The organism is Variovorax sp. GW821-FHT09A10 (genome assembly GCF_059418385.1).
Genome location: NZ_JBWKPT010000004.1, coordinates 148,006 through 173,219, shown reverse-complemented (window position 1 = coordinate 173,219; position 25,214 = coordinate 148,006). Strand labels below are relative to the sequence as shown.

The 25,214-nt window shown below is 67.0% G+C and carries 22 protein-coding genes; 8 read left to right on the top strand and 14 right to left on the bottom strand.

From position 1 onward, the window contains the following. Nucleotides 1-137 precede the first annotated feature (137 nt). The 4 genes from creD to AC07Q9_RS17475 all read left to right on the top strand — a co-directional run bounded on the left by creD (nt 138) and on the right by AC07Q9_RS17475 (nt 6,021). Nucleotides 138-1,616: a cell envelope integrity protein CreD gene (gene creD, locus AC07Q9_RS17490; protein WP_495310948.1), complete on the top strand. Its 1,479-nt coding sequence runs from the start codon at nt 138-140 to the stop codon at nt 1,614-1,616. Then, nucleotides 1,613-2,905 carry a glycoside hydrolase family 3 N-terminal domain-containing protein gene (locus AC07Q9_RS17485; RefSeq protein ID WP_495310947.1) on the top strand — a complete coding sequence of 431 codons (1,293 nt, stop codon included), beginning with the start codon at nt 1,613-1,615 and terminating at the stop codon, nt 2,903-2,905. The genes creD and AC07Q9_RS17485 overlap by 4 nt, the downstream gene beginning before the upstream one ends. A 10-nt stretch (nt 2,906-2,915) precedes the next feature. Continuing rightward, on the top strand, nt 2,916-5,309 hold the full coding sequence (locus tag AC07Q9_RS17480) for a penicillin-binding protein 1A (RefSeq protein WP_495310946.1): 2,394 nt from the start codon (nt 2,916-2,918) through the stop codon (nt 5,307-5,309). A gap of 106 nt (nt 5,310-5,415) precedes the next feature. Beyond that, entirely contained in the window at nt 5,416-6,021 is a 606-nt protein-coding gene (locus AC07Q9_RS17475) for a hypothetical protein (protein WP_495310944.1), read from the top strand. A gap of 5 nt (nt 6,022-6,026) precedes the next feature. On the opposite strand, the gene creC is transcribed toward AC07Q9_RS17475, so the two are convergent. Continuing rightward, nucleotides 6,027-7,469 (bottom strand): two-component system sensor histidine kinase CreC, encoded by a 1,443-nt coding sequence (gene creC / locus AC07Q9_RS17470; protein ID WP_495310942.1) that lies wholly within the window; start codon nt 7,467-7,469, stop codon nt 6,027-6,029. Then, a complete protein-coding gene (creB, locus tag AC07Q9_RS17465; RefSeq protein WP_495310940.1) occupies nt 7,466-8,260 on the bottom strand; it encodes a two-component system response regulator CreB in 795 nt (264 codons plus the stop codon). Before creB ends, creC begins: the two co-directional genes overlap by 4 nt. Before the next feature lie 568 nt (nt 8,261-8,828). Between creB and AC07Q9_RS17460 the strand changes: the two genes are divergently transcribed. Next, nucleotides 8,829-9,779: a YcjF family protein gene (locus tag AC07Q9_RS17460; RefSeq protein ID WP_495310939.1), complete on the top strand. Its 951-nt coding sequence runs from the start codon at nt 8,829-8,831 to the stop codon at nt 9,777-9,779. A gap of 117 nt (nt 9,780-9,896) precedes the next feature. Here the strand turns inward: AC07Q9_RS17460 and cueR are convergent, their stop codons facing one another. After that, entirely contained in the window at nt 9,897-10,316 is a 420-nt protein-coding gene (cueR, locus tag AC07Q9_RS17455; RefSeq protein ID WP_495302655.1) for a Cu(I)-responsive transcriptional regulator, read from the bottom strand. Next, nucleotides 10,316-10,510: a heavy-metal-associated domain-containing protein gene (locus tag AC07Q9_RS17450; RefSeq protein ID WP_192194276.1), complete on the bottom strand. Its 195-nt coding sequence runs from the start codon at nt 10,508-10,510 to the stop codon at nt 10,316-10,318. The genes cueR and AC07Q9_RS17450 overlap by 1 nt, the downstream gene beginning before the upstream one ends. A 161-nt stretch (nt 10,511-10,671) precedes the next feature. Between AC07Q9_RS17450 and AC07Q9_RS17445 the strand changes: the two genes are divergently transcribed. Next, nucleotides 10,672-12,933, top strand: coding sequence for a heavy metal translocating P-type ATPase (locus tag AC07Q9_RS17445; protein ID WP_495310937.1), 2,262 nt, complete (start codon nt 10,672-10,674; stop codon nt 12,931-12,933). A 12-nt stretch (nt 12,934-12,945) separates the two neighbouring features. On the opposite strand, the gene AC07Q9_RS17440 is transcribed toward AC07Q9_RS17445, so the two are convergent. The 4 genes from AC07Q9_RS17440 to AC07Q9_RS17425 form a co-directional block, all read right to left on the bottom strand. Next, nucleotides 12,946-13,434, bottom strand: a complete 489-nt coding sequence (locus AC07Q9_RS17440; RefSeq protein WP_495310936.1) for a GNAT family N-acetyltransferase — start codon at nt 13,432-13,434, stop codon at nt 12,946-12,948. A gap of 100 nt (nt 13,435-13,534) precedes the next feature. Beyond that, complete coding sequence (locus AC07Q9_RS17435; RefSeq protein WP_495310935.1) at nt 13,535-14,827, bottom strand: beta-ketoacyl-[acyl-carrier-protein] synthase family protein; 1,293 nt, start codon at nt 14,825-14,827, stop codon at nt 13,535-13,537. Next, on the bottom strand, nt 14,824-15,111 hold the full coding sequence (locus AC07Q9_RS17430; RefSeq protein WP_492681913.1) for a phosphopantetheine-binding protein: 288 nt from the start codon (nt 15,109-15,111) through the stop codon (nt 14,824-14,826). The genes AC07Q9_RS17435 and AC07Q9_RS17430 overlap by 4 nt, the downstream gene beginning before the upstream one ends. Before the next feature lie 29 nt (nt 15,112-15,140). Further along, nucleotides 15,141-16,022, bottom strand: a complete 882-nt coding sequence (locus AC07Q9_RS17425; RefSeq protein WP_495310933.1) for an alpha/beta hydrolase — start codon at nt 16,020-16,022, stop codon at nt 15,141-15,143. Nucleotides 16,023-16,136: 114 nt separating this feature from the next. Between AC07Q9_RS17425 and AC07Q9_RS17420 the strand changes: the two genes are divergently transcribed. Next, nucleotides 16,137-16,826, top strand: coding sequence for a response regulator transcription factor (locus AC07Q9_RS17420; RefSeq protein WP_056574813.1), 690 nt, complete (start codon nt 16,137-16,139; stop codon nt 16,824-16,826). Between the two features lie 10 nt (nt 16,827-16,836). Next, nucleotides 16,837-18,225: a sensor histidine kinase gene (locus tag AC07Q9_RS17415; RefSeq protein ID WP_489060402.1), complete on the top strand. Its 1,389-nt coding sequence runs from the start codon at nt 16,837-16,839 to the stop codon at nt 18,223-18,225. 4 nt (nt 18,226-18,229) lie between these two features. Here AC07Q9_RS17415 and AC07Q9_RS17410 read toward each other — a convergent pair whose 3' ends face one another. The 6 genes from AC07Q9_RS17410 to AC07Q9_RS17385 all read right to left on the bottom strand — a co-directional run bounded on the left by AC07Q9_RS17410 (nt 18,230) and on the right by AC07Q9_RS17385 (nt 25,213). Beyond that, nucleotides 18,230-18,580, bottom strand: coding sequence for a GNAT family N-acetyltransferase (locus AC07Q9_RS17410; protein WP_495310932.1), 351 nt, complete (start codon nt 18,578-18,580; stop codon nt 18,230-18,232). Nucleotides 18,581-18,702: 122 nt separating this feature from the next. Next, nucleotides 18,703-19,188: a RidA family protein gene (locus tag AC07Q9_RS17405; protein WP_495310931.1), complete on the bottom strand. Its 486-nt coding sequence runs from the start codon at nt 19,186-19,188 to the stop codon at nt 18,703-18,705. A 118-nt stretch (nt 19,189-19,306) separates the two neighbouring features. Then, nucleotides 19,307-19,555, bottom strand: coding sequence for a hypothetical protein (locus AC07Q9_RS17400; RefSeq protein WP_495310930.1), 249 nt, complete (start codon nt 19,553-19,555; stop codon nt 19,307-19,309). A 61-nt stretch (nt 19,556-19,616) separates the two neighbouring features. Continuing rightward, on the bottom strand, nt 19,617-20,783 hold the full coding sequence (locus AC07Q9_RS17395) for a hypothetical protein (RefSeq protein WP_495310929.1): 1,167 nt from the start codon (nt 20,781-20,783) through the stop codon (nt 19,617-19,619). Nucleotides 20,784-20,857: 74 nt separating this feature from the next. Beyond that, nucleotides 20,858-24,058, bottom strand: a complete 3,201-nt coding sequence (locus AC07Q9_RS17390) for a metallophosphoesterase (RefSeq protein ID WP_495310928.1) — start codon at nt 24,056-24,058, stop codon at nt 20,858-20,860. Nucleotides 24,059-24,100: 42 nt separating this feature from the next. Then, the gene (locus tag AC07Q9_RS17385; RefSeq protein ID WP_495310927.1) at nt 24,101-25,213 is read right to left on the bottom strand and encodes a DUF4123 domain-containing protein; all 1,113 of its coding nucleotides are present in this window, start codon (nt 25,211-25,213) and stop codon (nt 24,101-24,103) included. Between the last annotated feature and the right edge of the window lies 1 nt (nt 25,214).

The window sequence follows — 25,214 nt, the reverse complement described above, 5'->3', positions numbered from 1 at the left end:
AAGTCGCCACAACCGGATGCGCCGCTGTGTGAAGTCTGTGTGAAGTGCGCCGCGCGACGGCTTCATACGGCCTTCGGGTCGGCCGGAGAGCATCGGCGCCTCATCACGAAAAAACCCGGAAAAGAGGGGAGAAACCCATGCTTCAACTGTTGAAGGCCCTGCAGGCTTCGGTGCTGGTCAAGGTGGCCGGCCTGTTCTTCCTGCTGCTGGTGCTGTGCATTCCGCTGGCGCGGATCGACGACCTGAACCGCGCCCGCGGCGACAGCCAGCAGGAGGCCGCGCGCGAACTCGCCGAGTCCTATGCCGGGCCGCAAACCATGGTCGGCCCCGTGTTGCTGGTGCCGTATGTGGAGCGCTGGATGGAGCCGCTGCGCGACGCGCAGGGCAAGGTGATCGGGCAGGCCCCGCAGAGCAAGGAGATGACGCACGCCGTGTTCCCCGACAAGCTGCACATCGAGGGCGACATGGCGCCGCAGGAGCGCTACCGGGGCATCTTCCGCATTCCGTTCTACACGCTCACGGCCGCGCTCGGCGGCGGCTTTTCGGGCTTCGACCCGCGCGCCGTGCCGCACAGCGAAAGCGATTCGTCGATCGAATTCCGCCCGCCGCTGATCGCCTTTCACGTGAGCGACCTGCGCGGCCTCGACGGCTCGCCCGCGCTCACGATCGAAGGCGAAGCGCTGCGCTTTCGCCAGCGCGTGCCCGGCCTGCCCGACAACGCCACCTATGCCGACGGCATCCACGCGCCGCTCTCAGGCGCCGCGCTCGCCGCATGGCAGACGGGCAAACCGCTGACTTTCGACATGAAGCTCTCGCTGGTGGGCCAGGACACGCTCTCGATGGTGCCGATCGCCGAGGAAACCACCGCGCACCTGAATTCGCCGTGGGCGCACCCCAGCTTCGGCGGTCGCTTCCTCGCCACGCAGCGCAAGGTGACACCGCAAGGCTTCGACGCGCACTGGCGCGTGTCCTCGCTGGTGACCACGGCGCGCGAACAGGTGCGCGCCGGCCTCTGGGGCGGTGAAGGCGATGCCGCGCAGAACGCCGCGGCGGCCGTCGTGCGCACCGCGCCCTCGGCGTCCATGTCGCGCCATGCCTCGGGCCCGCTGCAGACCTTCGATGTGTCGCTCGCGCAGCCGGTCAACGTGTATTCGATGAGCACGCGCGCCGGCAAGTACGGCGCGCTCTTCATCGGCCTGGTGCTGATGGCGGCCTTCATGTTCGAGCTGTTCCGCAAGCTGCGCCTGCACCCGGTGCAGTACGGGCTGGTGGGCCTGTCGATCGCGCTGTTCTTCCTGCTGCTGCTCGCGCTGTCGGAGAAGTTCGCCTTCTGGATGGCCTACGCGGGTGCGGCCGGTGCCAGCGTGGCGCTGCTGGCCGTGTACTTCAGCGCGGTGCTCGGTGGCTGGCAACGTGGCCTGTCGTTCGCCGCCTTCGTGGCCCTGCTGTACGGCGCGCTCTACGGCCTGCTGGCCTCGGAAAGCAATGCGCTGCTGTTGGGCGCGCTGCTGATCTTCGGCATGCTGGCCACGCTGATGCTGGTGACGCGCAAGGTCGACTGGTATGCGCTGTCGCGCCGCAACGAGGCGGCGCCAGCGGCCACGGTGGACGCATGAAACTGCTGCGCGCCATCCCCGGTGTGCTCGGCTGGCTGCTGCTGGCCGTGCTGTGCGCCTGGGCCTGGCACTTGAAGGACCCGCACCTGCGCTTCCTGCGCGAGGAAGAGCTCCCTCTGCTGCTCGCCGCACTGTGCGCCAGCGGCGCGATCGCCTGGCGCAGCGCGCGCGGCACACGCCGTGTCGTGGCGCTGGCCCTGACGGTCGGCGCGACGCTGACGGCACTGAGCCACGAGCTGGCCTCGCGCCAGCACCGGATGGAAGTGAACGCTGCTTCGGGCCCGGTCGCGCAGGCACTGGGCGCGCGCTTCATCGTCGGCTACGACGACGCGAACGACCTGCGCGAGCTGGCCCGCCGGGGCCTGATCGGCGGCATCTTCGTCACCGGCCGCAACGTGAAGGGCCGCAGCGCCGACACCCTGCGCGCGGAAATCGCCAGCCTGCAGGCGCTGCGACAGGCGGCCGGCCTGCCGCCGCTGGTGGTGGCGACCGACCAGGAGGGCGGCGGCGTCTCGCGCCTGTCGCCGATGGTGCCCCGCCAGCCGGCGCTCGCCAGCCTGCTCGAGGCCGACGTGCCCGCACACGAACTGTTGCAACGTGCCCGCGCCTACGGCGCGCAGCAGGGCGGGACGCTCGCCGCGCTGGGCATCACGCTGAACTTCAGCCCGGTGGTCGACCTGCGTCCCGGCCGCGCCCCGGGCCGCTGGGACCTGCACACCCGCATCGAGGAACGCGCCATTTCGAGCGACCCCGACGTCACCGCGCAGGTGGCGCTCGCTTACGAGCAAGGCCTTGAATCGGCTGGCGTGCGCGGCACGCTCAAGCACTTTCCCGGCCTGGCCGGCGTGACCGAGGACACGCACCACATGGGTGCCGAACTGCGCACGCCCGTGGCCCGGCTGGCCGCGCACGACTGGAAGCCGTTTCAAGACGTGTCGAAACATTCGGATGCCGCGATCATGCTGGGCCATGTCATCCTTGGGGAACTCGACGCGGACGCGCCGGTCTCTTTCTCACGCAAAATCGTGCGGCAGGTGATTCGAGGCGAATGGGGCTTTCAGGGCCTGCTCGTCACCGACGACCTCACGATGGGCGGGGCCTACAACCGAGGTCTTTGCAACGCCACGCTGGGCGCACTCGACGCCGGGGTGGACCTGCTGCTCATCGCCTACGACCACGACAAGTATTTCGATGCCATGCACTGCGCGCTGGAAGGCGTGCGGCGCGGCGCGCTCGATCCCCGGGTGACGGAACGCCCGCGCGCGCCACGGCTCCAACCTCTTCGCTAGCCCCCATCCCATGTCCCAAGAACCTCGCCCTTCCCAACCCGCCGGTGCGCTGCGCCAGCTCCCGTGGAAACGCATCGCCGGCTGGAGCGCCATCGCGGCCGGTGCCGGCGCCGTTGCGCTGTTGGGCGCTGCCATCGTGGGGGTGGTCGCCATCTACCCGAAGCTGCCCGACATTTCCGAGCTGGCCGACTACCGGCCCAAGCTGCCGCTGCGGGTGTACACGGCCGAGGGTTCGCTGATCGGCGAGTTCGGCGAGGAGCGCCGCAACCTCACGCCCTTCGCCAACATTCCGAAGGTCATGAAAGACGCCGTGCTGGCCGTGGAAGACGCGCGCTTCTACGACCATGGCGGCGTGGACTACAAGGGCTTCGCGCGCGCGGCCGTGGCCAGCTTCAAGGGCGGACGCAAGCAGGGCGCCTCGACCATCACGATGCAGGTGGCGCGCAACGTCTACCTGAGCTCGGAACGCACGCTCAGCCGCAAGGCCTCGGAGATCGTGCTGGCCTTCCGGCTCGAGCAGCAACTGAGCAAGGACCAGATCCTGGAGATCTACCTGAACCAGATCTACCTGGGCAACCGCGCCTACGGTTTCGCCGCCGCGTCAGAGGCCTACTTCGGCAAGCCGCTGCAGCAGGTGACGATCGCCGAAGCCGCCATGCTCGCCGGCCTGCCGAAGGCGCCCGGCGCCAACAATCCGGTGGCCAACCCGCGCCGCGCGCGGGCGCGCCAGCTCTACGTGATCGACCGCATGCACGAAACCGGCTTCATCACCGCCGAACAGGCGGCCGAAGCCAAGAAGGAAGAACTGCACCTGCGCGACGCCGCCGACCCGAACCGCCTGCACGCCGAGTACGTGGCCGAGACGGTGCGCCAGATGATGTACGCGCAGTACGGCGACAGCATCTACACCAGCGGCATGAAGGTCTACACCTCGCTGATCGCGGCCGACCAGGCGGCGGCGTACAAGTCGCTGCGCAAGGGCATCATGGATTACGAGCGCCGTCAGGTGTACCGCGGCCCCGAGAAGTTCGTCGACCTGCCGGCCAGCGGCCAGAAGGAAATCGACGAGGCCGTGGACGAAGCCCTGGCCGAGCACCCCGACAACGGCGACGTGATCTCGGCCGTGGTGCTGGAAGCCAGCGCGAAAGAAGTGACCGCGGTGCGCGCCAACGGCGAAGCCTTCGAAATCTCGGGCGAGGGCCTCAAGCCCGCGCAGTCCGGCCTGGCCGCGAAGGCGCCGCCGAACATCAAGATCCGCCGCGGCGCCGTGATCCGCGTCGCCAGGACGCCCAAGAACACCTGGGAAATCACGCAGCTGCCCGAAGTGGAAGGCGCCTTCATCGGCATGGATCCGCGCACGGGCGCCATCACGGCGCTGGTCGGCGGTTTCGACTTCGGCAAGAACAAGTTCAACCACGTCTCGCAGGCCTGGCGCCAGCCGGGTTCGAGCTTCAAGCCCTTCATCTACTCGGCCGCGCTCGAAAAGGGCTTCACGCCCGCTACCGTGGTGAACGACGCGCCGCTGGTGTTCGATGCCGCCGCCAACGGCGGCCAGCCCTGGGACCCGAAGAACTTCGACGGCGGCTTCGAAGGCCCGATGCCGCTGCGCAACGCGCTCATGAAGTCGAAGAACCTGGTCACGCTGCGCGTGCTGCAGTCGATCGGCGCGCCCTACGCGCAAGACTGGGTCACCAAGTTCGGCTTCGACAAGGACAAGCACCCGGCCAACCTGCCGATGGGCCTGGGCGCCGGCTCGGTCACGCCGATGCAGATGGCGGTGGGCTATTCGGTGTTCGCCAACGGCGGCTACCGCGTGAACCCGTACCTCGTGACCCGCGTGACCGACCTCAAGGACAAGGTGCTGATGGAAACCGAGCCCCCGGTGCTCGACGAAAGCCGCCGCGCCATTCCCGCGCGCAACGCCTTCATCATGGAATCGCTGCTGCAGAGCGTGGTCAAGGGCGGCTCCGGCTTCAAGGCCTACCAGGCGCTCAAGCGCGACGACCTGTACGGCAAGACCGGCACCACCAACGACTCCTTCGACACCTGGTTCGCGGGCTTCCAGCCCACGCGCGTGGGCATCGCCTGGGTCGGCTACGACACGCCGCGCCAGCTCGGCGTGCGCGGCGAGACCGGCGGCAGCCTGAGCCTGCCGATCTGGATCGGCTACATGCAGTCGGCGCTGCGCGGCGTGCCCGTGACCCTGCCGGCCGAACCGCCCGGCGTGGTCAACGTCGACGGCGAGTGGTACTTCGACGACTTCACGCCGGGGCACAACGTGGCGAGCCTGGGCCTGGAAAGCGCCGAGCAGCCGATACAGCCGGTGGAAGTGCTGACGGGCCCGCCGGTCGGTGCGCCGCCACCGCCCGAGGAACGCAACCGCATTCTTGATTTCTTCCGCTAGCCAGCGGCGAGATCACCCAAAGACGCGGGGGACGCGCGGTGCCTACACTCGGTGCCGCGGCCCCCGCTTCCTTTTTGTCTCTTCTCTTTTTCCCCTTTTCGCATCCATGGAAATCCTCACCCTGGTGGCCCTGATCGCCGCCGGCTTCTACATCCTCAAGTCCAAGGAACAGCGCCAGCGCATCGCGCTGCTCGGTCGCCATCTGGGCCGCTACCAGATCGAAAAGCTGATGGAAAGCCTGACCCAGGGCTACCTGCGCTGCCTCGGTGAAGACGACGCCGAGCGCCGCCAGCAGATCTGGCACCTGCTCGACGCCACCGAGGAAAAGCTCGCCGCCCAGTTCGAAACCTTCGCCGCCGAGCTGGCGCGCGAACCCGAAGCCGACACGCGCGTGAGCCGCCTGCCCGTGGCCTTGCCGTTCGCCACCACGCTGTTCCCGTCCGCCAGCTTCGACCTGCGCGAAGCACTGCGCATTCACGCGCGCGGCATCGCGGGCGTGGCGAAAAATGCGACGGGCCGGTCGCCGAAATCGAAGGCCTTCACGATGTCGGCCGAGCTGTTCCTGATGCAGCACACCTGCCACTGGTTCTGCAAATCGAAGGCCGTGGCCTCGGCGCGCATGCTGGCGCGGCACCAGACGTCGTACGAGCAGTTGCTCGAGGCCGTGAGCCCCGAGACGCGCGAGGCGTACCGCGTCCTGGTCGGTCAGTGATTCGCTCAGTGGTGCGTTGACAGCAGCGGCAGCGTGAGCGTCGCCACGGCGCCTCCGCGCGTCGCGTTGCCCAAGTCGATGCGGCCCCGGTGCAGGGTCGCGATTTCCTTCACGAACGCCAGCCCGAGCCCCGTGCTCTTCTTCTGGCTGTGCGGCCGGGCGAGCGAATAGAACTTCTCGAAGACCTTGTCCTGCGCGTAGTCCGGGATGCCCGGGCCGTGGTCGCGCACGTTGATGCGCGCCAGGCGCGCCGTGGTTTCCAGCGTCAGCAGCACCTCGCTGTCGGGCGGTGAAAAGTCGAGCGCGTTGTCGAGCAGGTTGCTGATCGCGCGGCGCAGCAGGAACGGATCGCCCTCGACGCGCGCAGGCTCGCGAATGTTCACGATCAACTGGATGCCGCGCCGGCCCGCGGCGGGTTGCGCGCTGGCGGCAATGTCTTCGATCAGCGGGCCCAGCGCCACGGGTTCGGTGCGGTCGAGCGTGCGCCGCGTCTCGAGCGCGGTGAGCTCCATCATGCGGTCGACAATTTCCTGGATGCGCTGGGTTTCGCGTTCGATGTTTTTCAGGAAACGTTCGCGCTGGTCGTGCGGCATCTGCGGTTCCTGCAGCAGCTCGGCCGCGCCGCGGATGGCCGACAGCGGGCTCTTCACTTCGTGCGTGAAGGTCTGCACGTAGTCGGCCACGTAGTTGCGCCCGGTGAGCGCGTCGCGCATTTCGCCGAAGCCAGTGCGCACCGCGTCAACCGCGCGCCGCGCCATGCGCGACAGGCTCAGGCTGCGCTGCGCGCGCACCCAGGTCCAGTAGTCGCGGATCAGGCCGAAGGGCCTCACCAGCCAGACCGAGACGATCACGGTGAGCAGCAGCAGCGCCAGCGCCGAACCCACGCCGACCCAGATGGTGCGCACGCGCGCGTCCTCGACGAACTGGCCGAAGCTCTGCACCGGCTTGCCGACGCTGACGACGCCGACGATCTCGTCGTTCCAGCGGATCGGCGCGCCGACGTACATCACCGAGGTGCGCGGGTCGCCGTCGACATCGCGCGAGGTGCGCGCGCCGTACAGGCCGCCGAGCGTGCGCTTCACGTCGCTCCACTGCGAGTAGTCGTTGCCCAGGTGGCGGCCGAGCGAATCGAACATCACGCGGCCGGTGCGGTCGGTGACGTACACGCGCAGCTCGACCCGGCTCTTGTGCAGGTTGTAGATCTGGGCCGAGAACTCGCGCGTGTAGACGCTGCGAAAGAGCGGCTCCAGCCGCGCGGTGTTGATGGCGCCGGCGATCACGTCCTGCTCGACCAGGCTGGCCATGAGCTGCGAGGTCTCGACCAGTGATTCTTCGGCCGACTCGCGGTAACGCGGGTCGATGTCGGAGACGACGCGGTACAGCAGGAAGGCGATGCCCGCCGTGTAGATCAGCAGGATGCCGATAAAAATCCGGGTCCGGCGGGTCATTCCCTGCTGGCAGGCAGATCTTCGTGCAGCGCGTAGCCGGTGCCGCGCAAGGTGCGAATTGGCTCCACCTCGGGCGCGATGGTCTTGAGCTTGGCGCGCAGCGTCTTGATGTGCGCGTCGACCGTGCGGTCGAAGCTGTCGCTGGCGTCGTCCCAGACGAGTTGCAGCAGTTCGTCGCGCGTGAACACGCGCCCCGGGCGCTGGACCATGAGTTTCAGCAGGCCGTATTCGTAGCGCGAGAGTTCGAGCAGCCGTCCGTAGTAACGGATTTGCATGCGCTCGCTGTCGAGCGAAAAGGGCGTTGCAGGGGTCTGTGGCGCCGCTGGAGGCGGCGCCGGCGCGTTTTGATGGGGTACCCCATGAATCGGCGCTGCGGCGACTGGCGGGCTTCCTGAGCCGTTTCTGGCACTGCGCCGCAGGATGGTTCGCACCCGGGCGACCAGCTCCCGGGGGGAAAACGGCTTGGCAATGTAGTCGTCCGCACCGAGTTCGAGGCCCACCACGCGGTCTATTTCGTCGCTGCGGGCCGTCAAAAACACCATGGGTACCTCCGGGCCGCCCATCGACTGATTCAGCGCCTGGAGGCGTTTGAAGAGCTCGAAGCCGTTCAGGTCGGGCAATCCGATGTCCAGGATGGCCAGCGCGGGGCGCTCCTGCGCGAACTGCGCGATGGCTTCTTCGGCCGTGGCGCACCAGACCGGCTGGAAACCGTCGCTGCTCAAGACGTACTGGAGCGTGTCGGCGATGCCCGATTCGTCTTCGGCAATCAGGATCCGGGGTTTGAAGCTCATCCGGCGATGTTAGCGAGGGCCACGGACGACCCGTGCCCGGTTTTTCGCCCGAGGCGCCGGGGACCGGCGCGGCCTTTCGCGGCTTTTTTTTCGGGCGCGGCTTTTCCTCTTCCTGTCTTCTTATTCTTCTTATTCAAATTAGTAGTAGTAGATAAGGGTCGCACCTGTCTGTGGAAAGGTCGCTTTTTCCTTGACGTGACAACGACTTGTCATGCCCGCGTCACTGTGCGCACCCGCGCTTCCGTGGTGTACCCACAACTTGGACAACATGGGGTAACCCGCCGGCCCTGTGGATAACCGATGGCTTGTGCAAAAACTCTCCCCAGAGTTGTCCTTTGACAGCCTTCGCCAATTCTGCGAAAGGCGGTTTTCGGGCCGAGAAATTCATTGCCTGTTAATTGAGCAGGTTGTAGATTTCCCTTGCAAATCAATGACTTGCAACACCCCTACAGAGCAGTGCCGGGGTTATCCACAGAGTTGCCCCAGTTTTGTGGGGAGAACGCACAGAGGAACCTTCGGGCGCGGCGCGGACCCAATCGGCTCCTTCACATGACGAAAAATCTCGAACATGACACCTTCTGAAACAAAAGCGATCGTCACTTTGAGCCTGCTGGCGGCCTTCGTCGACGGCGAAAAGCACGAACGCGAGCGCGCCGAGATCAAGCGCATCGCCGAGGGCCTGTCGCAGGCCGACGGCGTGAACCTGCCGACGATCTACCAGGACGTGCTCATGAAGCGGGTGTCGCTGGCGTCGGTGGCCGGCGAGCTGAAAAGCGCCGAGTCGCGGCAGCTGGCGTACGAGATGGCGGTGTGCATGTGCGACGCCGACGGCGTGCAGTCGGAGCCCGAGCGGCTCTTCCTGATGGACGTGCGCAGCTCGCTGGGCCTGGACGCCTCGGCGGCGCAGTTCTCGCAGCGGGCGGAAGACATTGCCGCCGCAGTGCCGGCGGCGGTGGCGGTGACGGCCGGAGCGGCCGCAACCCCCGCGGCGCCGCAGGCGCCCGACAGCACCGAGCTCGACCGCGCGATCCTCAACGCCGCCATCCTCAACGGCGCGCTCGAACTGCTGCCCGAGACGCTGTCGACCATGGCGATCATTCCGCTGCAGATGAAGCTGGTCTACCGCATCGGCCAGGCGCACGGCTACCAGCTGGACACCGGCCACATCAAGGATTTCCTGGCCACCGTGGGCGTGGGCCTGACCTCGCAGTACCTGGAGCAGGCGGGGCGCAAGCTGCTCGGCGGCCTGTTGGGCAAGGTCGGCGGCGGCCTTCTGGGCGGTCTCGGCAAGCAGGCCGTGAGCTCGGGCATGAGCTTCGCGTCGACCTACGCCCTGGGCCATGTGGCCAAGCGCTACTACGCGGGCGGTCGCACGCTTTCCACGCAGATGCTGAAGGACGCGTTCTCCAGCGTGGTGAAGGAAGGGCAGGGCCTGCAGACGCAGTACCTGCCGGCGATCAAGGAACGGGCGCGCACCCTCGACACGAGCCAGGTGCTGTCGCTCGTGAAGAACGCCTGATCACAGGCTCGCCCCCAGGCTTCGCGCACTTCGTGTCGCTTCTCCAACCCCCTACCGGGGGCAACACCTGAGGCCCGGCAAAGCCGGTTCCTCGGTGTTCCACGAAGGGAGCGCCGGCTAGACCTGGCTGAGGTCGTCGAGGATCGGACAGTCAGGCCGCGCATCGCCATGGCAGCAATGCACGAGGTGCGCGAGCGTGCTGCGCATCGACTGCATGTCGGCGATGCGCTGCTCCAGTTCACCGAGGTGCTTTTGCGCGATGCGCTTCACGCTCGAGCTGGCGCGGCGGCGGTTGTGCCACAGGCCGACCAGTTCGGCGATTTCTTCCATCGAGAACCCCAGGTCGCGCGAGCGCTTGATGAAGCGCAGCGTGTGGATGTCGGCGTCGTTGTACTGGCGGTAGCCGCTCTCGGTGCGCGCCACCGCCGGCAGCAGGCCCAGGCCTTCGTAATGCCGGACCATGCGCGCCGACACGCCCGACAACCGCGCGGCCTCGCCGATGGCGACCTGGCGGCCGGGGGCGGAGGTCGCCGTCATCATTGAACGGTGTAGCCGGCGTTCTCGATCGCGGCCACGATGTCCTGGCGCGGCTGCTGGCTCAACACGTCCACATGGCCGGTTTCGAGATCGACCGTGACCTGCGCATGCGGATCGACCGTCTGTACCGCGTCTTGCACTGCGTCCACGCAGTGGCCGCAGCTCATGCCGGAGACCTGGAATTTCTGGCTCATCGTCGTTGCTCCTTGTGGGAATGAATGAAGGGTGGAAGGATTGAACACCCGAATCGGGGACAACGCCAATTTCAACCCTCTCACGATGTCAACGTCCAGCCCAGGGCTTTGAAAAATCCGCGCTTGACCTTGCCATGGTGTCAGGCTTTAGCCTCGGGACCATGGAACACATTCAGCCCCAACCTTCCGCAGTCGCCGCCACGCTGGACCTCTCGGTCGGCGGCATGACCTGTGCCTCGTGCGTGATGCGCGTGGAGCGCGCGCTCAAGAACGTGCCCGGCGTGCAGGACGTGAGCGTCAACCTCGCGACCGAGTCGGCCCGCATCGTGGCCACCGGCGGCGAGGACATGGCCTTGCTGCTGCGCCGCGCCGTGCGCGCCGCCGGCTACGAACCGCGGGCCGAAAGCACCGCGCAGGACGAAGCGGCCGCGATGTCGCCCTGGCACGGCTTCATGCCCGTGGCCGTCGGCCTGGCGCTGTCGATCCCGCTGATGGCGCCGATGCTCGGCAACCTGATCGGCCAGAGCTGGATGCTGCCGCCCTGGGTGCAGCTGCTGCTCGCGACGCCGGTGCAGTTCTGGCTCGGCGCGCGTTTCTACCGCGCGGGCTGGCATGCGGCCAAGGCCCGCACCGGCAACATGGACCTGCTGGTGGCGCTGGGCACCAGCGCGGCCTTCGGCCTGTCGCTGTGGCTGTGGTGGCGCGCCGCCACCGGCGAGCATGCGGGGCACGGCATGGTGCCGCACCTGTACTTCGAAGCCTCGGCGGTGGTGATCACGCTGGTGCTGCTGGGCAAGTGGCTCGAGGCGCGCGCCAAGCGCCAGGCCACCTCCGCGATCCGCGCGCTGCAGCAGCTGCGTCCCGAAGTGGCGCACCTGATCAACGCACGCGGCAAGGAAAGCGACGTGCCGCTGGCCGACGTGATGGTCGGCGACCGGCTCGCCGTGCGTCCCGGCGAGCGCGTGCCGGCCGATGCGCGCGTGCTCGAAGGGCAGTCCGAAGTCGACGAATCGATGCTCACGGGCGAACCGCTGCCGGTGGCCAAGAACCCCGGCGACAACTTGACCGGTGGCGCGGTGAACGGTGATGGCCGCATGGTCATCGAGGTGCGCGCGGTCGGCGCCGAGAGCGTGCTGGCACGCATCATCCGGCTGGTCGAGGACGCGCAGGCCGCGAAGGCGCCGATCCAGCGCATGGTCGACCAGGTGGCGGCGGTGTTCGTGCCGGTGGTGTTGCTGATCGCGCTCGTCACCTTCGCCGGCTGGATGGTCGCGGGCGCCGGTGTCGAGACCGCGCTGATCCATGCGGTGGCGGTGCTCGTGATCGCTTGTCCGTGTGCGCTGGGCCTCGCGACGCCGGTCGCGGTGATGGCAGGCACGGGCGTGGCCGCGAAGCACGGCATCCTCATCAAGGACGCGCGGGCTTTGGAAATTGCACACCGCGTCGACACCGTGGCCTTCGACAAGACCGGCACGCTGACCGTGGGCCGTCCGGTGCTCACGGCACTGCTGCCCTCGGCCGGTGCGCTGGCGAAGGAGAACGACCTGCTCGCCACGGCCGCCAGCCTGCAAGGCGGCAGCGAGCATCCGCTCGCACGCGCCGTGTTGTCTGCCGCTGCCGAACGCGGCGTGCAGGCGCCGCCGCTCGGTGCAATGCAGGCGATGCCGGGACGCGGCGTGCGCGGCGAAGTCAACGGCGCGACCTGGGCCATCGCCAGCCTGCGCTGGTGCCGCGAACTCGATGCGATGCCGGCTGAAGCCGACATCGAACGCCTGCAGTCGCAAGGCGCGACAGTCTCCGCACTGCTGCGCTTCGACGATGCCGGTTCCGCGCACGTGCAGGCGCTGCTGGCCTTCGCCGATGAGCCAAAGCCGCAGGCCGCCGAAGCGATTCGCACCTTGCGTGCGCGCGGCCTGCGCGTGGTGATGATCTCGGGCGACAACCTGCGCGCGGCGCAGGCGATGGCCGCGCGCCTGGGCATTCCGGCCGAGGACGTGCGCGCCGACGTGCTGCCGGCCGACAAGGCCGAGCAGGTGAGCGCGCTGCGCAAGAACGGCCATGTGGTCGCGATGGTCGGCGACGGTGCGAACGACGCGCCCGCGCTCGCCGCGGCCGATGTGGGCATCGCGATGGCGCCGTCGGGCGGCGGCACCGACGTGGCGATGGAAGCGGCCGGCATCACGCTGATGCGCGGCGACCTCGCGCTCGTGGCCGAAGCGCTCGAGCTCTCGGGCCGCACGGTGGCGAAGATCCGCCAGAACCTGTTCTGGGCCTTTGCCTACAACGTGGCCGGCATCCCGCTCGCGGCTTTCGGTTTGCTGAGCCCGGTGGTGGCCGGCGCGGCGATGGCGCTGTCGAGCGTGAGCGTGATGGCCAATGCGCTGTTGCTGCGGCGCTGGAAGCCCAAGCACCAACAACATTGACCCGACAGCGGATCAGTCGAACAGCAGCGCCATCAGGTGCTCGTCGATGAAGTCCGCTTCACCGGCCCGGCGGTAGAACTGGCGCAGCGTGCCCTCCTGCACGAAGCCCAGCCGGGCATAGAAACGCAGGGCCGTGGCGTTGTCGCTCTCGGCCATCAGCTCGACGCGGCGAACGCCTTCGGCCTTCAGCCGCGCGAGCACGTTGGTCACCATGGTCTGCGCGACGCCGCGGCCATGCAGATTCGGATCGACCGCGAGCGTGCCCAGGCTCGCCACATGCTGCGCACGGCCGGGGTAGCGCGTGACGCGGTAGAAGCCGGCGACCTGGCCATCGACTTCGAAGATGAAGAAAGCACCGCTGTCGAGCAAGCCCTGGAAGATCGGGCGAAAGTCGTCGCGCGGCATCGGGTCGTAGCCCAGGAAGGGCACGACTTTCTCATGCATGTAGAGATCGAAGACGGCGTCGAAATCGGAGGATGTGGCGAGGCGGTGCAGGGGCATGTCGCGCTTCTTCTATGAGGTCCGCAAGGATGGATGCGGCCGAGCATAGCCATGGCAAGGTGGTGCTGACAACCGCCCCGCTTTTTTCCTCCCCCGAAGTTCAACCCTCCGGGAAGCGCCGGCTGGCCACGATCACCGCGTTGGTGCCACCGAAGGCGAAGGAGTTCGACAGCACATGGCGCAGCCCCCGCGCCTCGCGCGCCGCGCCGCGCACGAAGTCGACGTTGCCGAATGCGGCGTCCGGCGTGTGCAGGTGGGCGATGGGCGGCAGGGTCTCGCGGGCCAGTGCGCGCAACGCGGCCACGAGTTCGATGGCACCGCCGCCGCCCAGCACGTGGCCGTGGATCGCCTTGGTCGCGCTGACCGGCGCGGCGTTGCCGAACAGTTCGCCGATCGAGGCAGCCTCGGCCGCGTCGCCGGCGCTCGTGGCCGTGCCGTGGGCGTTGATGTGGCCGATGTCCGAAGGCACGAGCCCGGCATCGCGCAGCGCGGCACGCATCGCGCGCACCTGGCCGGCCGGGTCGGGGTTGGTGATGTGCGTGCCGTCGCAGTTGCTGGCGTAGCCGCTGAGCACCAAGGGCTGCGCGCCGACACCACGGGCGCGTGCATGGGCTTCCGATTCGAGCACCAGCGCCGCGGCGCCCTCGCCGATGGCGAAGCCCGCGCGATCGGCCGAGAACGGACGGCAGGCGGTGGCGGGCGCATCGGCCGGCGGTGGCGCCATGACGCGCATTGCGTGCCAGCTGGCCATCACGCCGGGCGTGAGCATCGCGTCGTGGCCGCCGACGATGGCGATGTCGATCCAGCCGCCGCGGATGGCGCGCATGGCTTCGCCGATCGCCACCGCCGACGAAGCGCAGGCGCAGGCATACGCCAGCGCCGCGCCGCGCGCGCCGAAGTGCAGCGCCAGTTCGGCGACCGCGGCGTTGGGCATCACGGTGAGCACGGTGGTGGGACGCATGCGGCGCTGTTCGCCGTAGAGCGCGCGCGTGGTGGCGTCGAAGGTGCCGGCACCGGCCAGGCCGCTGCCCCAGAAGATGCCGAGGCGGTCGCGGTCGATGGCGTCGAGGTCGAGCCCTGCATCGGCCGCGGCATCCTGTGCGGCGGCCAGCGCCATCGCGGTGCCGCGGTCCAGCGGCAGGCGCGAGGCGCTGCGCACGCCGCTGGCGTCGAAGTCGCAGGTGGCGGCGGCGATGGCCATCGGGTCCATGCCCGGGATCTCGAGCGTCTGCGCGCGCACCGCGGAGCGGCCGGCGAACAGTGCGTCGTCGAAGGCTTCGATGCTGCGTCCGAGCGGCGTGACGAAGCCGAGGCCGCTCACGTGCACGGGCGCGGCGGCGGTGTGGGCCGTGGCGGTGGCCGCCAGCACGGCATGGGCGGCGCCGCTGCTCATGCCGCTGCTGCCATGGGCTCGCTGCGGACAGCGGCGGCTTCGCCTTCGGCATCGATCACTTCGCACAGGCGCTGCAGCGTGATGCCTGCCTCGCGCGGGTCGAGCCGGTCTTCGGGAATGCGCAGGTGGAAGGCGTCTTCCACGGCGAAGACGAACTCCATGAGCGCCAGCGAATCGAGGCCGAGGTCCGACAGCGCGGTGGCCGGCGAGATGTTCGCGCGTTCCACGCGGAAGTCGGTCTCGAGGATGGTGGCGATGCTGTTGAAGGTGGGAGAGGACGACATGGTCGGGTTCCTTTCGGTCGGGCCTGGGGTCAGGCGTGGAGAACGAGTCCGCGGGCGCGGAACACGGGTTCGGGCACCGGGCCGTGGGCCACGGTCTCGGCGAAGGCGAGGGTCTCGCGCACCACCTGCTGGCGGTCGTTGTCGATGCTGATCATGTGGTAGCTGTTGTTCAACACCACGGTGCGCAGCGAGGCGCAGCGCAGCCCGCGCACCAGCAGGTCGAGGTTCGACAGGCTGGCCACCTCGTCCTCGCGCGCATGCAGCGCCAGCACCTGCTCGCACTGCACCTGGTCCAGCCGGCGCCGCACGTGGCGGATCAGCCGGTCGTGCTCGCGCAGGTGGCTCACGCCGATCACCGCGCTGCCGGCGCGCGAGACCTGGCGATGGCGCAGCTCGCGCTCGATCCAGGTGCGCACGCGCTCGTTCTTCACGCCGTAGGGCGGACGCTCGCGGTACTGCCAGAGGCGGCCCAGCGGCGTGTAGAAGGCCAGCGGCAGCAAAAAGCGCGTGCGCGGCACGGCCCAGCCGTCGAAGCGCAGCGTGGTCGACATGAGTACCAATGCATCCACCTCGCGCCCGCAACGGATCGCGCCGCCCAGCGCCAGCGACGCACCCGCAGAGATGCCGACCAGCATCACGCGGTCGTGCGTGCGCCGCAGCGTCTTCACGTGCGCTTCGAGGGTGTCGAGCCAGCGCTCGAAGGGCACGGCCTGCTGCAGCGGCGCGGCGGCGTCGAACGAGTAGCCGGCGATGCTCAGCGGCTGCACCGCATACCCGTGGCGCTGCAGGGTCGATTGCACGGTCAGCAACTCGTCAGGCGTGCTGCATAAACCATGGAGCAGGACCACCGCGGTGCGCTGCACGGCGGGGGACACCAGGCTCAAGGGATCGGAGGGATCGCGTGCACTCATCGGGAGGTGTGTCGTATGCTCATGTCGCGTTTATCGCGGGGAGCGACTGACCGGCCGCTGACGCGTCCATCGCCAGGGCAGACCAACAAATCACCCACCACTCATTCACTCACCATGCGAATCCTGCTTGTGGAAGATGACACCGTGCTACGCGACGTGATGCTGCGCAGCCTCGCCGACGCCGGCCACCGGGTCGACGTGTCGACCAACGTCGAAGACGCCGACCACCTGTGGCGCGTGCAGCCCTTCGACGCCGTGCTGCTCGACCTCAACCTGCCCGCCACCGCCAGCCCCACCAGCGGCCTGGCGAGCGGCCTCACGGCCTTGCGACAGGCCCGTGCGCGCGGCGACCGCACGCCGGTGCTCGTGCTCACGGCACGCGGGCGCACCGAAGAACGCATCGCCGGGCTCGACGCCGGCGCCGACGATTACCTGGGCAAACCCTTCGACCTCGCCGAGGTCGAAGCCCGGCTGCGCGCCCTGGTGCGGCGCGCCAAGGGCACCGAAGACATCGTGGTGCTCGGCCAGCTCAAGCTCGACCGCAAGGCGCGGCGTTTCGCGGTCGCGAACGCACCGCTCGACCTGCCGGCGCGCGAGTTCGAGGTGCTGTGGGAACTCATGAGCCCGCCGGGGCGCACCGTGAGCAAGCGGGCGCTGTCGGACAAGCTCTCGGGTTTCGACGAATCGCTGGGGGACAACGCGCTCGAGGCCTTCATCTCGCGCCTGCGCAAGAAGCTGCTCGGCTCGGGCGCGGGCATCCGTACCTTGCGCGGCATCGGCTACCTGCTCGAAGCCGAGGTGTGAGAAGCGACCCGTGAGCGAGGCCACCCCACCGGTCACGCGCACCGCACCTTCGCTCACGCGGCGCGTGCTGCGCAACGTGCTGGTGCCGCTGGCGCTCACCTGGATGACCGGCGCGGTGATCGCGCTGGTCATCGCCAACTACTTCTCCGAGCAGGCCTTCGACCGCGGCATGCTCGACGACGCCTATGCGCTGTCGGCCAACGTGCAGGCCGGCGAGCGCGGCATCGAGCTGCTGCTGACGCCGCGCGAAGTGGCGACCGTGCTGTTCGACCAGACCGACAAGGTCTACTTTTCGGTGCAGCGGCTCGACGGCACGACGATCTCGGGCGATCCCGACCTGAAGGCGCCCCTGCCGGGCGAAAGCTCGCGCTACCGCTTCTCCGACATCGACTACGCCGGCCAGGTGCTGCGTGCCGTGGTACTCGACCACGACGCCGAGCCCGGCCTGCACGTGCCCTACCGCGTGATCGTGGCGCAGACCACGCTCAGCCGCGCGGCGCTCGTGCAGCGGCTGCTGTTCTATGCCATGGCACCGCAGGTGCTGCTGCTGGTGCTGCTGGCCGTGTGGCTCTGGCATGGCATCCGGCGCGACCTGCGACCGCTCGGCGAACTGCAGCGCGCACTCGACACCCGCGACGTGCGCGACCTCTCGCCGGTGACCGTGGCGCAGACCTCGAAGGAGCTGCAGCGCCTGGGCGATGCCGTCAACGCGCTGTTCGACCGGCTGCGCTACAGCGTGCGCGCGCAGCGCGAGTTCGTGGGCAACGTGGCGCACGAGCTGCGCACGCCCCTCGCGGGCATTCGCGCCCTGGCCGAGTACGGGCTCGCGCAGCACGACACCGGCGTGTGGCGCGAACAGCTGACGCGCGTGTCCGAGCGGCAGGCGCGCGCGAGCCACCTGATCGACCAGCTGCTCGCACTCGCACTGGCCGACGAGGCGCGCACCGACCTGCAGCGCACGCCCGTGCAACTCGACATGCTGGCCGAGCAGACCGTGCTGCGGCATCTGGCGCGTGCCGATGCGCGCGGCGTCGACCTGGGCGCACGCGGCCTCGACGAGGGCGGCGTGACGGTGCTTGCGAACGAAGCCCTGGTGGAGGGCATCCTCGACAACCTGATCGACAACGCGCTGCGCTACGGCGGGCGCACGATCACGGTCGAACTCGCGGGCCGCACGCTGAGCGTGATCGACGACGGGCCCGGCATTCCGATCGAAGCGCAGCGCGACCTGATGCAACGCTGGGCGCAAGGGCCCGCGGGCCAGAAGCTGGGGCAGGGCGCGGGCCTGGGGCTGTCGATCGTGGCGCGCTATGCCGAGCTGTTGGGGGCCGAGTTGCGACTCGAAGCCGCCGAGCCGACCGGTCTGCGCGTGAGCGTGACCTTCGGCGACGACGCCTGAGATTTCATGCGGCCGGCAGTGGCTTGCGCAGATAGACGCGCGTGCGCCCGTCGAGGGATTCGCGCCGGAACTCGACATAGCCGATGCGCTGGTAGAGCGCGAGGTTCTCGGTCATCTTCTCATTCGTGAACAGGTAGATCGATGCGTGGCCCTGGCGCAGTGCTTCGCGTTCGGCCAGTTCGAGCAGCGCGCGGCCCGCGCCGCTGCCCTGGTGGTCGGGGTGCACGGCGATCACGTCGATCAGGAAGCCTTCGTCGGTCACGTCAAGCAGCAGTGCCGCGCCGATCTGTTGCTCCGGCCGCTCGGCCACCCAGACCTGCAGGTGCGCGACGGCCTCGGCGTAGTCGCGTGTCATTGGCCTCGGTGTGAGGCCTAGGCGTGGGATGTAGGTGCGGAAAGCCTCGACGGCGCACGCGGTGACGGCCGCCACGTCGTCGGCGTTTGCGCGGCGCAGGGTCCAACGCGTTGCGTCGGCGCTCACACGTCGAACTCGACTTCGCCCTCGATCTCCACAGGGATGCCGAAAGGCAGCTCGGCCATGCCCACGGCGCTGCGCGCATGCGCACCGACCTCAGGGCCGAAGAGCTCGAGGATCAGGTCGGAAAACCCATTGATCACCGCTGGCTGCTGTTGAAAGCCAGGCGCCGAAGCGACCATGCCGAACACGCGTGTCCATGCGGTGATGCGGTCCAGGTCTCCGAGCGCGCGCTGCAGGCTGCCGAGCATCGCGAGTGCGGTGAGGCGCGCTGCGGTGTAGCCCTGCTCGACGGTCAGCTCGGCGCCGAGCTTGCCGAGTGGCGCGGCGATGCTGCCGTCGGCATTCAACGGGCCGTGGCCCGAGGTGATGGCGCGCCGGCCGATGAGGCGGACGAATTGGAAGGGGAGGAGGATGTCGGGAGGTGGCGTGACAGGGGGGGGAAGGATGAGACCCAGAGCGTGGAGGCGTTCGGCAATGCGTGTCATGGTCAGGATGCGTGCAGCAAATGACCAAGGGTACGCGCCGCGTGCTGCGAAGGCAATTCGTTCGGCGTAGGCACGCAGCGGGGAAGACGTGGCCGTGGGTGCGGCCACAGAGCACCGGCTATCGAGTGCCCATCCAATTGCTGCCGAACGACAGATCCTTGCTGAAGATCAGGAGGGTGCCCCAAAGAAGAAAAGATGCACAAAGCAGGCAGATGATGAAGATCAGAGCGCCTGCGAAGCTCGCAAATCCCGTCTTGTTTCGCGCCATCTTGAACCCGAGCACGATGCCACCCACTAGCAACCCAAGAAGAAGCCATGGGATGCCGCATAGAAGAAGGAGAAATGGATCTGTAAAGCAGCCGGTCATGTCGGTCCGATGTGGCAGCCGGCGAGCTTGTACTTGCCTATTTTTTTCGCGTGGGGACGGTTCATTGCGGCAGCTTGATGTTGGATCCGTCGAGCTTGAGACCGCCCAGCTTCTTCAAGTCGGTGCCACCAGTCTTCTTGAATTCGTGGACCTGGGTGTTGGACAGGTCCAGGGTCAAGGCAAAGACAGCCGAGCGCATTTCCAGCTTGCCGATGCGTGCGTCGTTCAAGCGCACGGAGTCCGCTTCGAATTCCTCCAGAAGCAGATGAGTCGCATGGGCGTACTGTAGGTCAAGCCGGGTGAACTTGCTCTTTCGAAAAACAAGGGACTCGGTCTGCGGGCCACCGCCAATGTCCACGAGGATGTTGTCTCCAAGAATGGCGGTGTTCTCGATCAGCACCTCCTGGGCATCATTGCTTGCGAGACTGAAAATGAACCGTCCGCCGGATGTGGGAGGAGTGAACTGGCTGTCTCGCACGGCGAGGCGTTTGGCGCCTTTGACGATCGCCTCGACGCTGCCGCCGCGCACGCGCTCCATCAGCAGTTCTTCCTTGATGGTGGCGCCGGTCAAGTCGAGTGTGTCGATGACGGTGTCGCGGATGGTGAGAGATTGGAGATTGGCCGCCACCAGCTTAAAAGTGCCGCGAAGCTTGGAGCCCTCGATACGAGCGGTGGCAGACAGAAATTCTTGGCCGCTGTTGCCGATGCTGTCGGTCAATATGGTGACGTCTTCGCATGTGCAGTCCGTGATCGAGAGTCTTTCGTTCCCGGTCCATGCGAACCACTTCGATCTGCATCGCACGAATTCCGCTTCGCCGTCTGATCCCACTGCGCCCTGGTGATTGCGGTTTGCGCTTGTCCCTGCGAAATTGCACTCCTCAAAAACGGTGGACTTGCTTCCCTTCTCTGCAAACATGACCGAGTTCCCGACCCAGGCGCAGCGTAGAAAATGCACGTTCGTCGTCACGCCATAGCTCAGAATTCCAGAAAATCGGCAGTCCTCGTAGCGGACATTGGTTGCTGTCTTTGGGTTGATCTCATAGGCGCCGACAAAATCGCAGTTTTTGAAGAGGACGTTGTGCCAATCCATCCCTTCAAACCTCTCGCCGCTGAATTCAGCGCCGTCGACGACAAGCAGAGAATGACCGTTCTCCCTGGTGCGAAGTGCCGGGTCCTTGAGGTGGGCAAAGGCCTTGCCGAAGGTTCTGATGTTTCGTTTGGAGGTCATGTTGCATCCGGTCAAGGCGGAGGCGGCGGAAAGCGCCAGTGTGCAAAGGGTGCTTCGACGGGTCGGAGAGTCGGTCATCGGCGATTGAGCCTGATGGCGCTGATGGCAGGGATGTATCCCTTGCTTCCAAAGTTGTCAGACAGAAATTCCCAATCCGGCACTTCCCCACGCTCTCCCATCGGTCGTCCAAAGTGCCACACAGCGTTCTTCGGACGCGCCGGGTTCGACTTGTCCAGGCTGAACCCGCCCATGTTCACGTTGCCGTCAATGAGTGCGATGTCCAGAGGAAACACCCAAGGGTCCGCATGGAGCATGTCTTTGGCCCAGTTCTCGCCTGCGTCAGTGGGGCTGGGTTCTTTCAGCGTCACTTCGCAGAAAGCCTGAACCAGTCGCTGGCGGAGCGTCACGTATTCGGTATTGGGGTGGTTCTCGACCACTGATCGGGGACTCCACGCCATCGCCAAGGCACCGTTGGAACTCACCGTCTTGGAACTCATCATCGACAACAGCATTGCCGTGTCTTCATCCTTGAAGCTCAGTGTGGTGCCTTTCAAGCTGGGCGCGATGAGATGCCAGGTCTTGGTTTCGCCGCGCGAACCGTCGGGACGCTTTGGGTTGTTCTTGTCGAACACCCACAACTTCACTTCTGTCACACACCCCAGCTTGCGTACTTGCTCGCTCAAGACCAGTTCCAGCTGACCGCTCTTGCCGAAGTACTCAGGCTTGAAGCGCAATGGCACACGGATGTTGCCTTTCTTGGGCAAGCCGCTCATGGCGTGCAGGTAGTCGAGTGCCACCGCCAACCGCGGCTTTTCGTTGAAGCCTTTCCCTTGAAATTCGCCCTGGATGTGACACCGATCGGTCTTCACCTGCCGGATCTCACCCGTCGCGGGATCGAGCGCGGTCCCCGCGGGTGGCCGGCCAGTCCAGGCGCTGAGTTCGCCGTCCAGGTTCTGGTAGCCGATGGGTCCGCCGCAGCTGGAGACGATCAGCGCCGTCACGGTGTTCGGTTTGACGGTTTGGGTGTTGTGGATGCCTGGGTCCTTGGCTTCTCGCACCTCGACGCGCCAGCCGTCTGACGCGTAGATGCCACGAGGGTCCCAACCGAGCTTGTAGACGCCCGAGCGATGGCTGTGGCCCGACAGATGCCAATCCACCTTGGGGTTGGGGCCGGTCTTCGCCTGCCCCATCGGCTGAACGTATTGGGCCAGGTAGGTGGCCTGGTTTTTTTCGCAGGTGCCCACGTTGACGTGGTTCAGCGCCGCCTTCATGCCCCAGACACCGGTGGCGCCGTCGCGGGGGTGGAAGAAGACCCGGTCCTTCTTCTTGGCCACGTTGCTGTAGGGCTCGGGTTCATCGAAGCTCACGATGGTGAAGTGCGTGGCAACGGTGAGCGTGCTCTCGCTCGCGGCCTTGTAGCTTCGAGCCTGTGTCAGCAGCTTCAGCTGGTCATGGCTGAAGGACTCGGTGGCACGTGGGAGTATTCCTGACCCTTGGCGGTCTACTCCCGCCTCGGCAACGCCCAGCAGGTTCTTGAAGTTTTCGTCGATGCCCCAGCCCAGCGCTGCAATCACTTGTCCGGCGTTGGCGCCCGGCTTGTCGGTGCTGTCCGCGCCGTAGGCATAGACCACGTCCGCGAGCGGCGTGAACAACGCATAGAACCAGTCGAACTGGCCGCCGTCGAAGTTGTACCCCGTCAATGCGTGACCGTAGGTGGGGCCATAGGCGAGACAGGCCTCGTAGATGGTCATGTTGTGGTCGCGGCTCATGCCTTCATTGGCCTTGCCGCGCGTCCAGGCGCTGGCCGCTTCGAATTGGGTGCGGTGGCGCTCCACGGCATCGGGCTGCGCAAGGGCTCGTTTTGCCCGTCGGGCCTCTGCCGGAACGTTGCCGTCGGGCCAGGACGTGCGGGCGTTCTCTTCCATGCGCTTGCGTGCGTCGCGGCTGTTGGGCGTAGTCGTCTCGAGCACGCCGAGCATGAACGCCCAGTTGTGCCGGTCACCTGCCTCCACGCGTGCGCTGATGCCGTAGGGCACCTGGTAGGCCTCGTGGTTGCCGCTGGTCATGATGATGGGCAACTGGTACTTGGGGTTGCGGTACATCTCGCGCACCAGGCTGAAGACCATCATGTCGTCCAGGCCCCTCGGATAGAGGCGGCGGCCTTTTTCCTTGTCGAAAACGTTGCCCAGCAGGTTGAAGGCTTTCCACTGCTCGCCGATCCTGCCCGGGCCACCGGGTTCTGCCATGGGATTGAAGTTGCGGTTGTAGTCGATCAGGTCTCCCGTGAGGAGCACGGCATCGACCCGGTCGCTGCCCGTGGCCATCGTCTCGAACAGCTTCTTGAGGGCCTCGAAGCTGTTGCAGACTTTGCTGCCGACGGGTCGGTTCCAGGCCGCGTCGGCCTCCTCGAGCACTTTGGCATCGCTGCGGCCCATGGCGTTCTGGCGCACGTTGATATGAACGTCGGAGAGATGCCCCAGCTTGAGCCGCGGCTTGGTCATGCGCTTGACGGGGTGCCAGCTCTTGAGCAGGGTGTCCAGCTCGGGGCTCTGGCCGGGCTTGCTCCAGCTGAAGGGCACGTCGGGCGGCGGCATGGCGAATTCGTGGAGCTTGTCGAAGTGCCAAGGGTCGCGCGTGGCCTGCTGTTGCAGGAAGCGTGCGATGGCAAGGTCTTGGGCCTCGGCGTATTTGACGTCTTTGAAGGTCTCGAGCTTCCTGTCTTCGGCGCTCAACCGGATCATCCAGGCGAGGCTTTTCATGGCGCCGGGCGTCTGCAGATCGGCGAAGGGCGGTGCTGACAAGTCGAGTTCGATCTCGTAGACGTCCTGCGCCTTGGTGTAGATCTGGGCCGCTGCAGGGGCGATGGTGGCGAAGGGGCGGCCGTGTCGATCGCTGACGAGCGCCCCAGGCCCGAAAGGGCCAACGAGCCAGGCCTTGATGCAAGGCTTGGCGACGGCGCACGCCATGCCGTCCTTGAAAAGGGTGCCGGTCCGCGTCGATCCCTCGACCTGCTCAGCCTCCTGTTTGCTTGCGAGGTCGACCACACGCAGGTGCTGGTCGACCAGCCTGTACATCTCGACGGCTTCACCGGTCGGGACGGCCGACTTGGCCTTGCTGCGCATGCTCGAAGGCGCGGCGATGAAGATGCTGGCCTTGACCTGGCCAGGGGCCAGCAGCAAAGGTGTGCCTAGGTTGGGGAACAGGATGACGGCTTCTTCTTCAAGCAGCGGTGTTTCGGAACAGTCGCAGACGCCGGGCTTGGGTTGGTAGGGCATGACGGATCGATCTGGGGTGAGGCGAGTGGGGAGATGTCGGCATCAGACGAGGGGCAGCGCGGCCGAAAACAGCGTGAAAAACGCATGGACGGCGTCGGGTGTGCTGCGTCGCGCTTGCAATGGCGCGAGAAAGCCAGACGCCCTCTGGGCCCACATGTGGGGCGCGGCATCCTGTTGTTGTTGCCACCACCTGGCCGGCTGCGCTTCAAGCACGTGGGCGAGCGTGCACCCCGCAACTCGCGCGTCGACCAGGCCTTCTGCAAGGCCGGGCAGATATGGCAGTTCGGGGTGCAGGCTCAATGACCGGTGCAGCAGCGTGACCCCGTCCTCGAAATCGGTCAGGCCGAGTTGCTGCACGGCTTGAAGCTGATCGAGAGCGATCCACCGCTGCAAGGCAGGGGCGATGTGCTGGAACGCTTGCGACCCGAGACAGTCGTGCACATGGGCGAGGAGCGCATCGGCCCGGTTGAGCGGAGCCATGGCGAGCAGCAGTTCCTTGTCCAATTGCAAGGGCTCGGTGCGTGCGGAACGTTGAGGCGCATGTGGTTTGCTGCACCGAAGACCACGCGGATGGAATTCGGCGCTCCATCCTGCCCAGGTGAACGCGCTCAAGAAGTCTTGCCGAGCGTCGTCGGGCCAACGGGCCACCATGTCGAAGCCGATGCGCGGATCGAACCAGCGAAGCACGGCGCCGACGGCCTCGTCGTCGTCGAGAGCCGGGTCCGGGGGTATCACGGCATCGAGCCAGCTGCGAAGGTGCGCGGCCAGCGTGATCGGCCGCAGTGGCGACGCCACGAGACTGAGTGCCTGCACGGCACCTGCACCGCGTGCGAGGTCATACAACCATGGGGCTGCGCCTGGCGATGTGGGCATGGGTGGCAGTTCAATCAGCCAAGGACCGACGCCGGCCGCGTCTGCTTCTTGCGTGTGGAGGAACAGGGGCATCGCGTCGAGTTGGTACTGCGCCACCAGACGCGCCGCCCACCCATCTTCTTGCCGGTTTTCTTCGACCGCCCCGCATTGGCCTGCGTTCACCAGTGCGTGACAACGTTGGCCCGTCTGGCGCGCGAGGCGGGAAAAACTGCCGATGTCCTGTGCGATGGTCTGCGAAATCTCGTCCTCGAACGCCTCGCGTTCGTACGCTGGAATTTCCATC

What these genes read in the sequence shown, in the direction of transcription:
- creD (WP_495310948.1), top strand. Translation starts at nt 138, where the DNA reads ATGCTTCAACTGTTGAAGGCCCTGCAGGCTTCGGTGCTGGTCAAGGTG.
- AC07Q9_RS17485 (WP_495310947.1), top strand. Translation starts at nt 1,613, where the DNA reads ATGAAACTGCTGCGCGCCATCCCCGGTGTGCTCGGCTGGCTGCTGCTG.
- AC07Q9_RS17480 (WP_495310946.1), top strand. Translation starts at nt 2,916, where the DNA reads ATGTCCCAAGAACCTCGCCCTTCCCAACCCGCCGGTGCGCTGCGCCAG.
- AC07Q9_RS17475 (WP_495310944.1), top strand. Translation starts at nt 5,416, where the DNA reads ATGGAAATCCTCACCCTGGTGGCCCTGATCGCCGCCGGCTTCTACATC.
- creC (WP_495310942.1), bottom strand. Translation starts at nt 7,469, where the DNA reads ATGACCCGCCGGACCCGGATTTTTATCGGCATCCTGCTGATCTACACG.
- creB (WP_495310940.1), bottom strand. Translation starts at nt 8,260, where the DNA reads ATGAGCTTCAAACCCCGGATCCTGATTGCCGAAGACGAATCGGGCATC.
- AC07Q9_RS17460 (WP_495310939.1), top strand. Translation starts at nt 8,829, where the DNA reads ATGACACCTTCTGAAACAAAAGCGATCGTCACTTTGAGCCTGCTGGCG.
- cueR (WP_495302655.1), bottom strand. Translation starts at nt 10,316, where the DNA reads ATGACGGCGACCTCCGCCCCCGGCCGCCAGGTCGCCATCGGCGAGGCC.
- AC07Q9_RS17450 (WP_192194276.1), bottom strand. Translation starts at nt 10,510, where the DNA reads ATGAGCCAGAAATTCCAGGTCTCCGGCATGAGCTGCGGCCACTGCGTG.
- AC07Q9_RS17445 (WP_495310937.1), top strand. Translation starts at nt 10,672, where the DNA reads ATGGAACACATTCAGCCCCAACCTTCCGCAGTCGCCGCCACGCTGGAC.
- AC07Q9_RS17440 (WP_495310936.1), bottom strand. Translation starts at nt 13,434, where the DNA reads ATGCCCCTGCACCGCCTCGCCACATCCTCCGATTTCGACGCCGTCTTC.
- AC07Q9_RS17435 (WP_495310935.1), bottom strand. Translation starts at nt 14,827, where the DNA reads ATGAGCAGCGGCGCCGCCCATGCCGTGCTGGCGGCCACCGCCACGGCC.
- AC07Q9_RS17430 (WP_492681913.1), bottom strand. Translation starts at nt 15,111, where the DNA reads ATGTCGTCCTCTCCCACCTTCAACAGCATCGCCACCATCCTCGAGACC.
- AC07Q9_RS17425 (WP_495310933.1), bottom strand. Translation starts at nt 16,022, where the DNA reads ATGAGTGCACGCGATCCCTCCGATCCCTTGAGCCTGGTGTCCCCCGCC.
- AC07Q9_RS17420 (WP_056574813.1), top strand. Translation starts at nt 16,137, where the DNA reads ATGCGAATCCTGCTTGTGGAAGATGACACCGTGCTACGCGACGTGATG.
- AC07Q9_RS17410 (WP_495310932.1), bottom strand. Translation starts at nt 18,580, where the DNA reads ATGACACGCGACTACGCCGAGGCCGTCGCGCACCTGCAGGTCTGGGTG.
- AC07Q9_RS17405 (WP_495310931.1), bottom strand. Translation starts at nt 19,188, where the DNA reads ATGACACGCATTGCCGAACGCCTCCACGCTCTGGGTCTCATCCTTCCC.
- AC07Q9_RS17400 (WP_495310930.1), bottom strand. Translation starts at nt 19,555, where the DNA reads ATGACCGGCTGCTTTACAGATCCATTTCTCCTTCTTCTATGCGGCATC.
- AC07Q9_RS17395 (WP_495310929.1), bottom strand. Translation starts at nt 20,783, where the DNA reads ATGACCTCCAAACGAAACATCAGAACCTTCGGCAAGGCCTTTGCCCAC.
- AC07Q9_RS17390 (WP_495310928.1), bottom strand. Translation starts at nt 24,058, where the DNA reads ATGCCCTACCAACCCAAGCCCGGCGTCTGCGACTGTTCCGAAACACCG.
- AC07Q9_RS17385 (WP_495310927.1), bottom strand. Translation starts at nt 25,213, where the DNA reads ATGGAAATTCCAGCGTACGAACGCGAGGCGTTCGAGGACGAGATTTCG.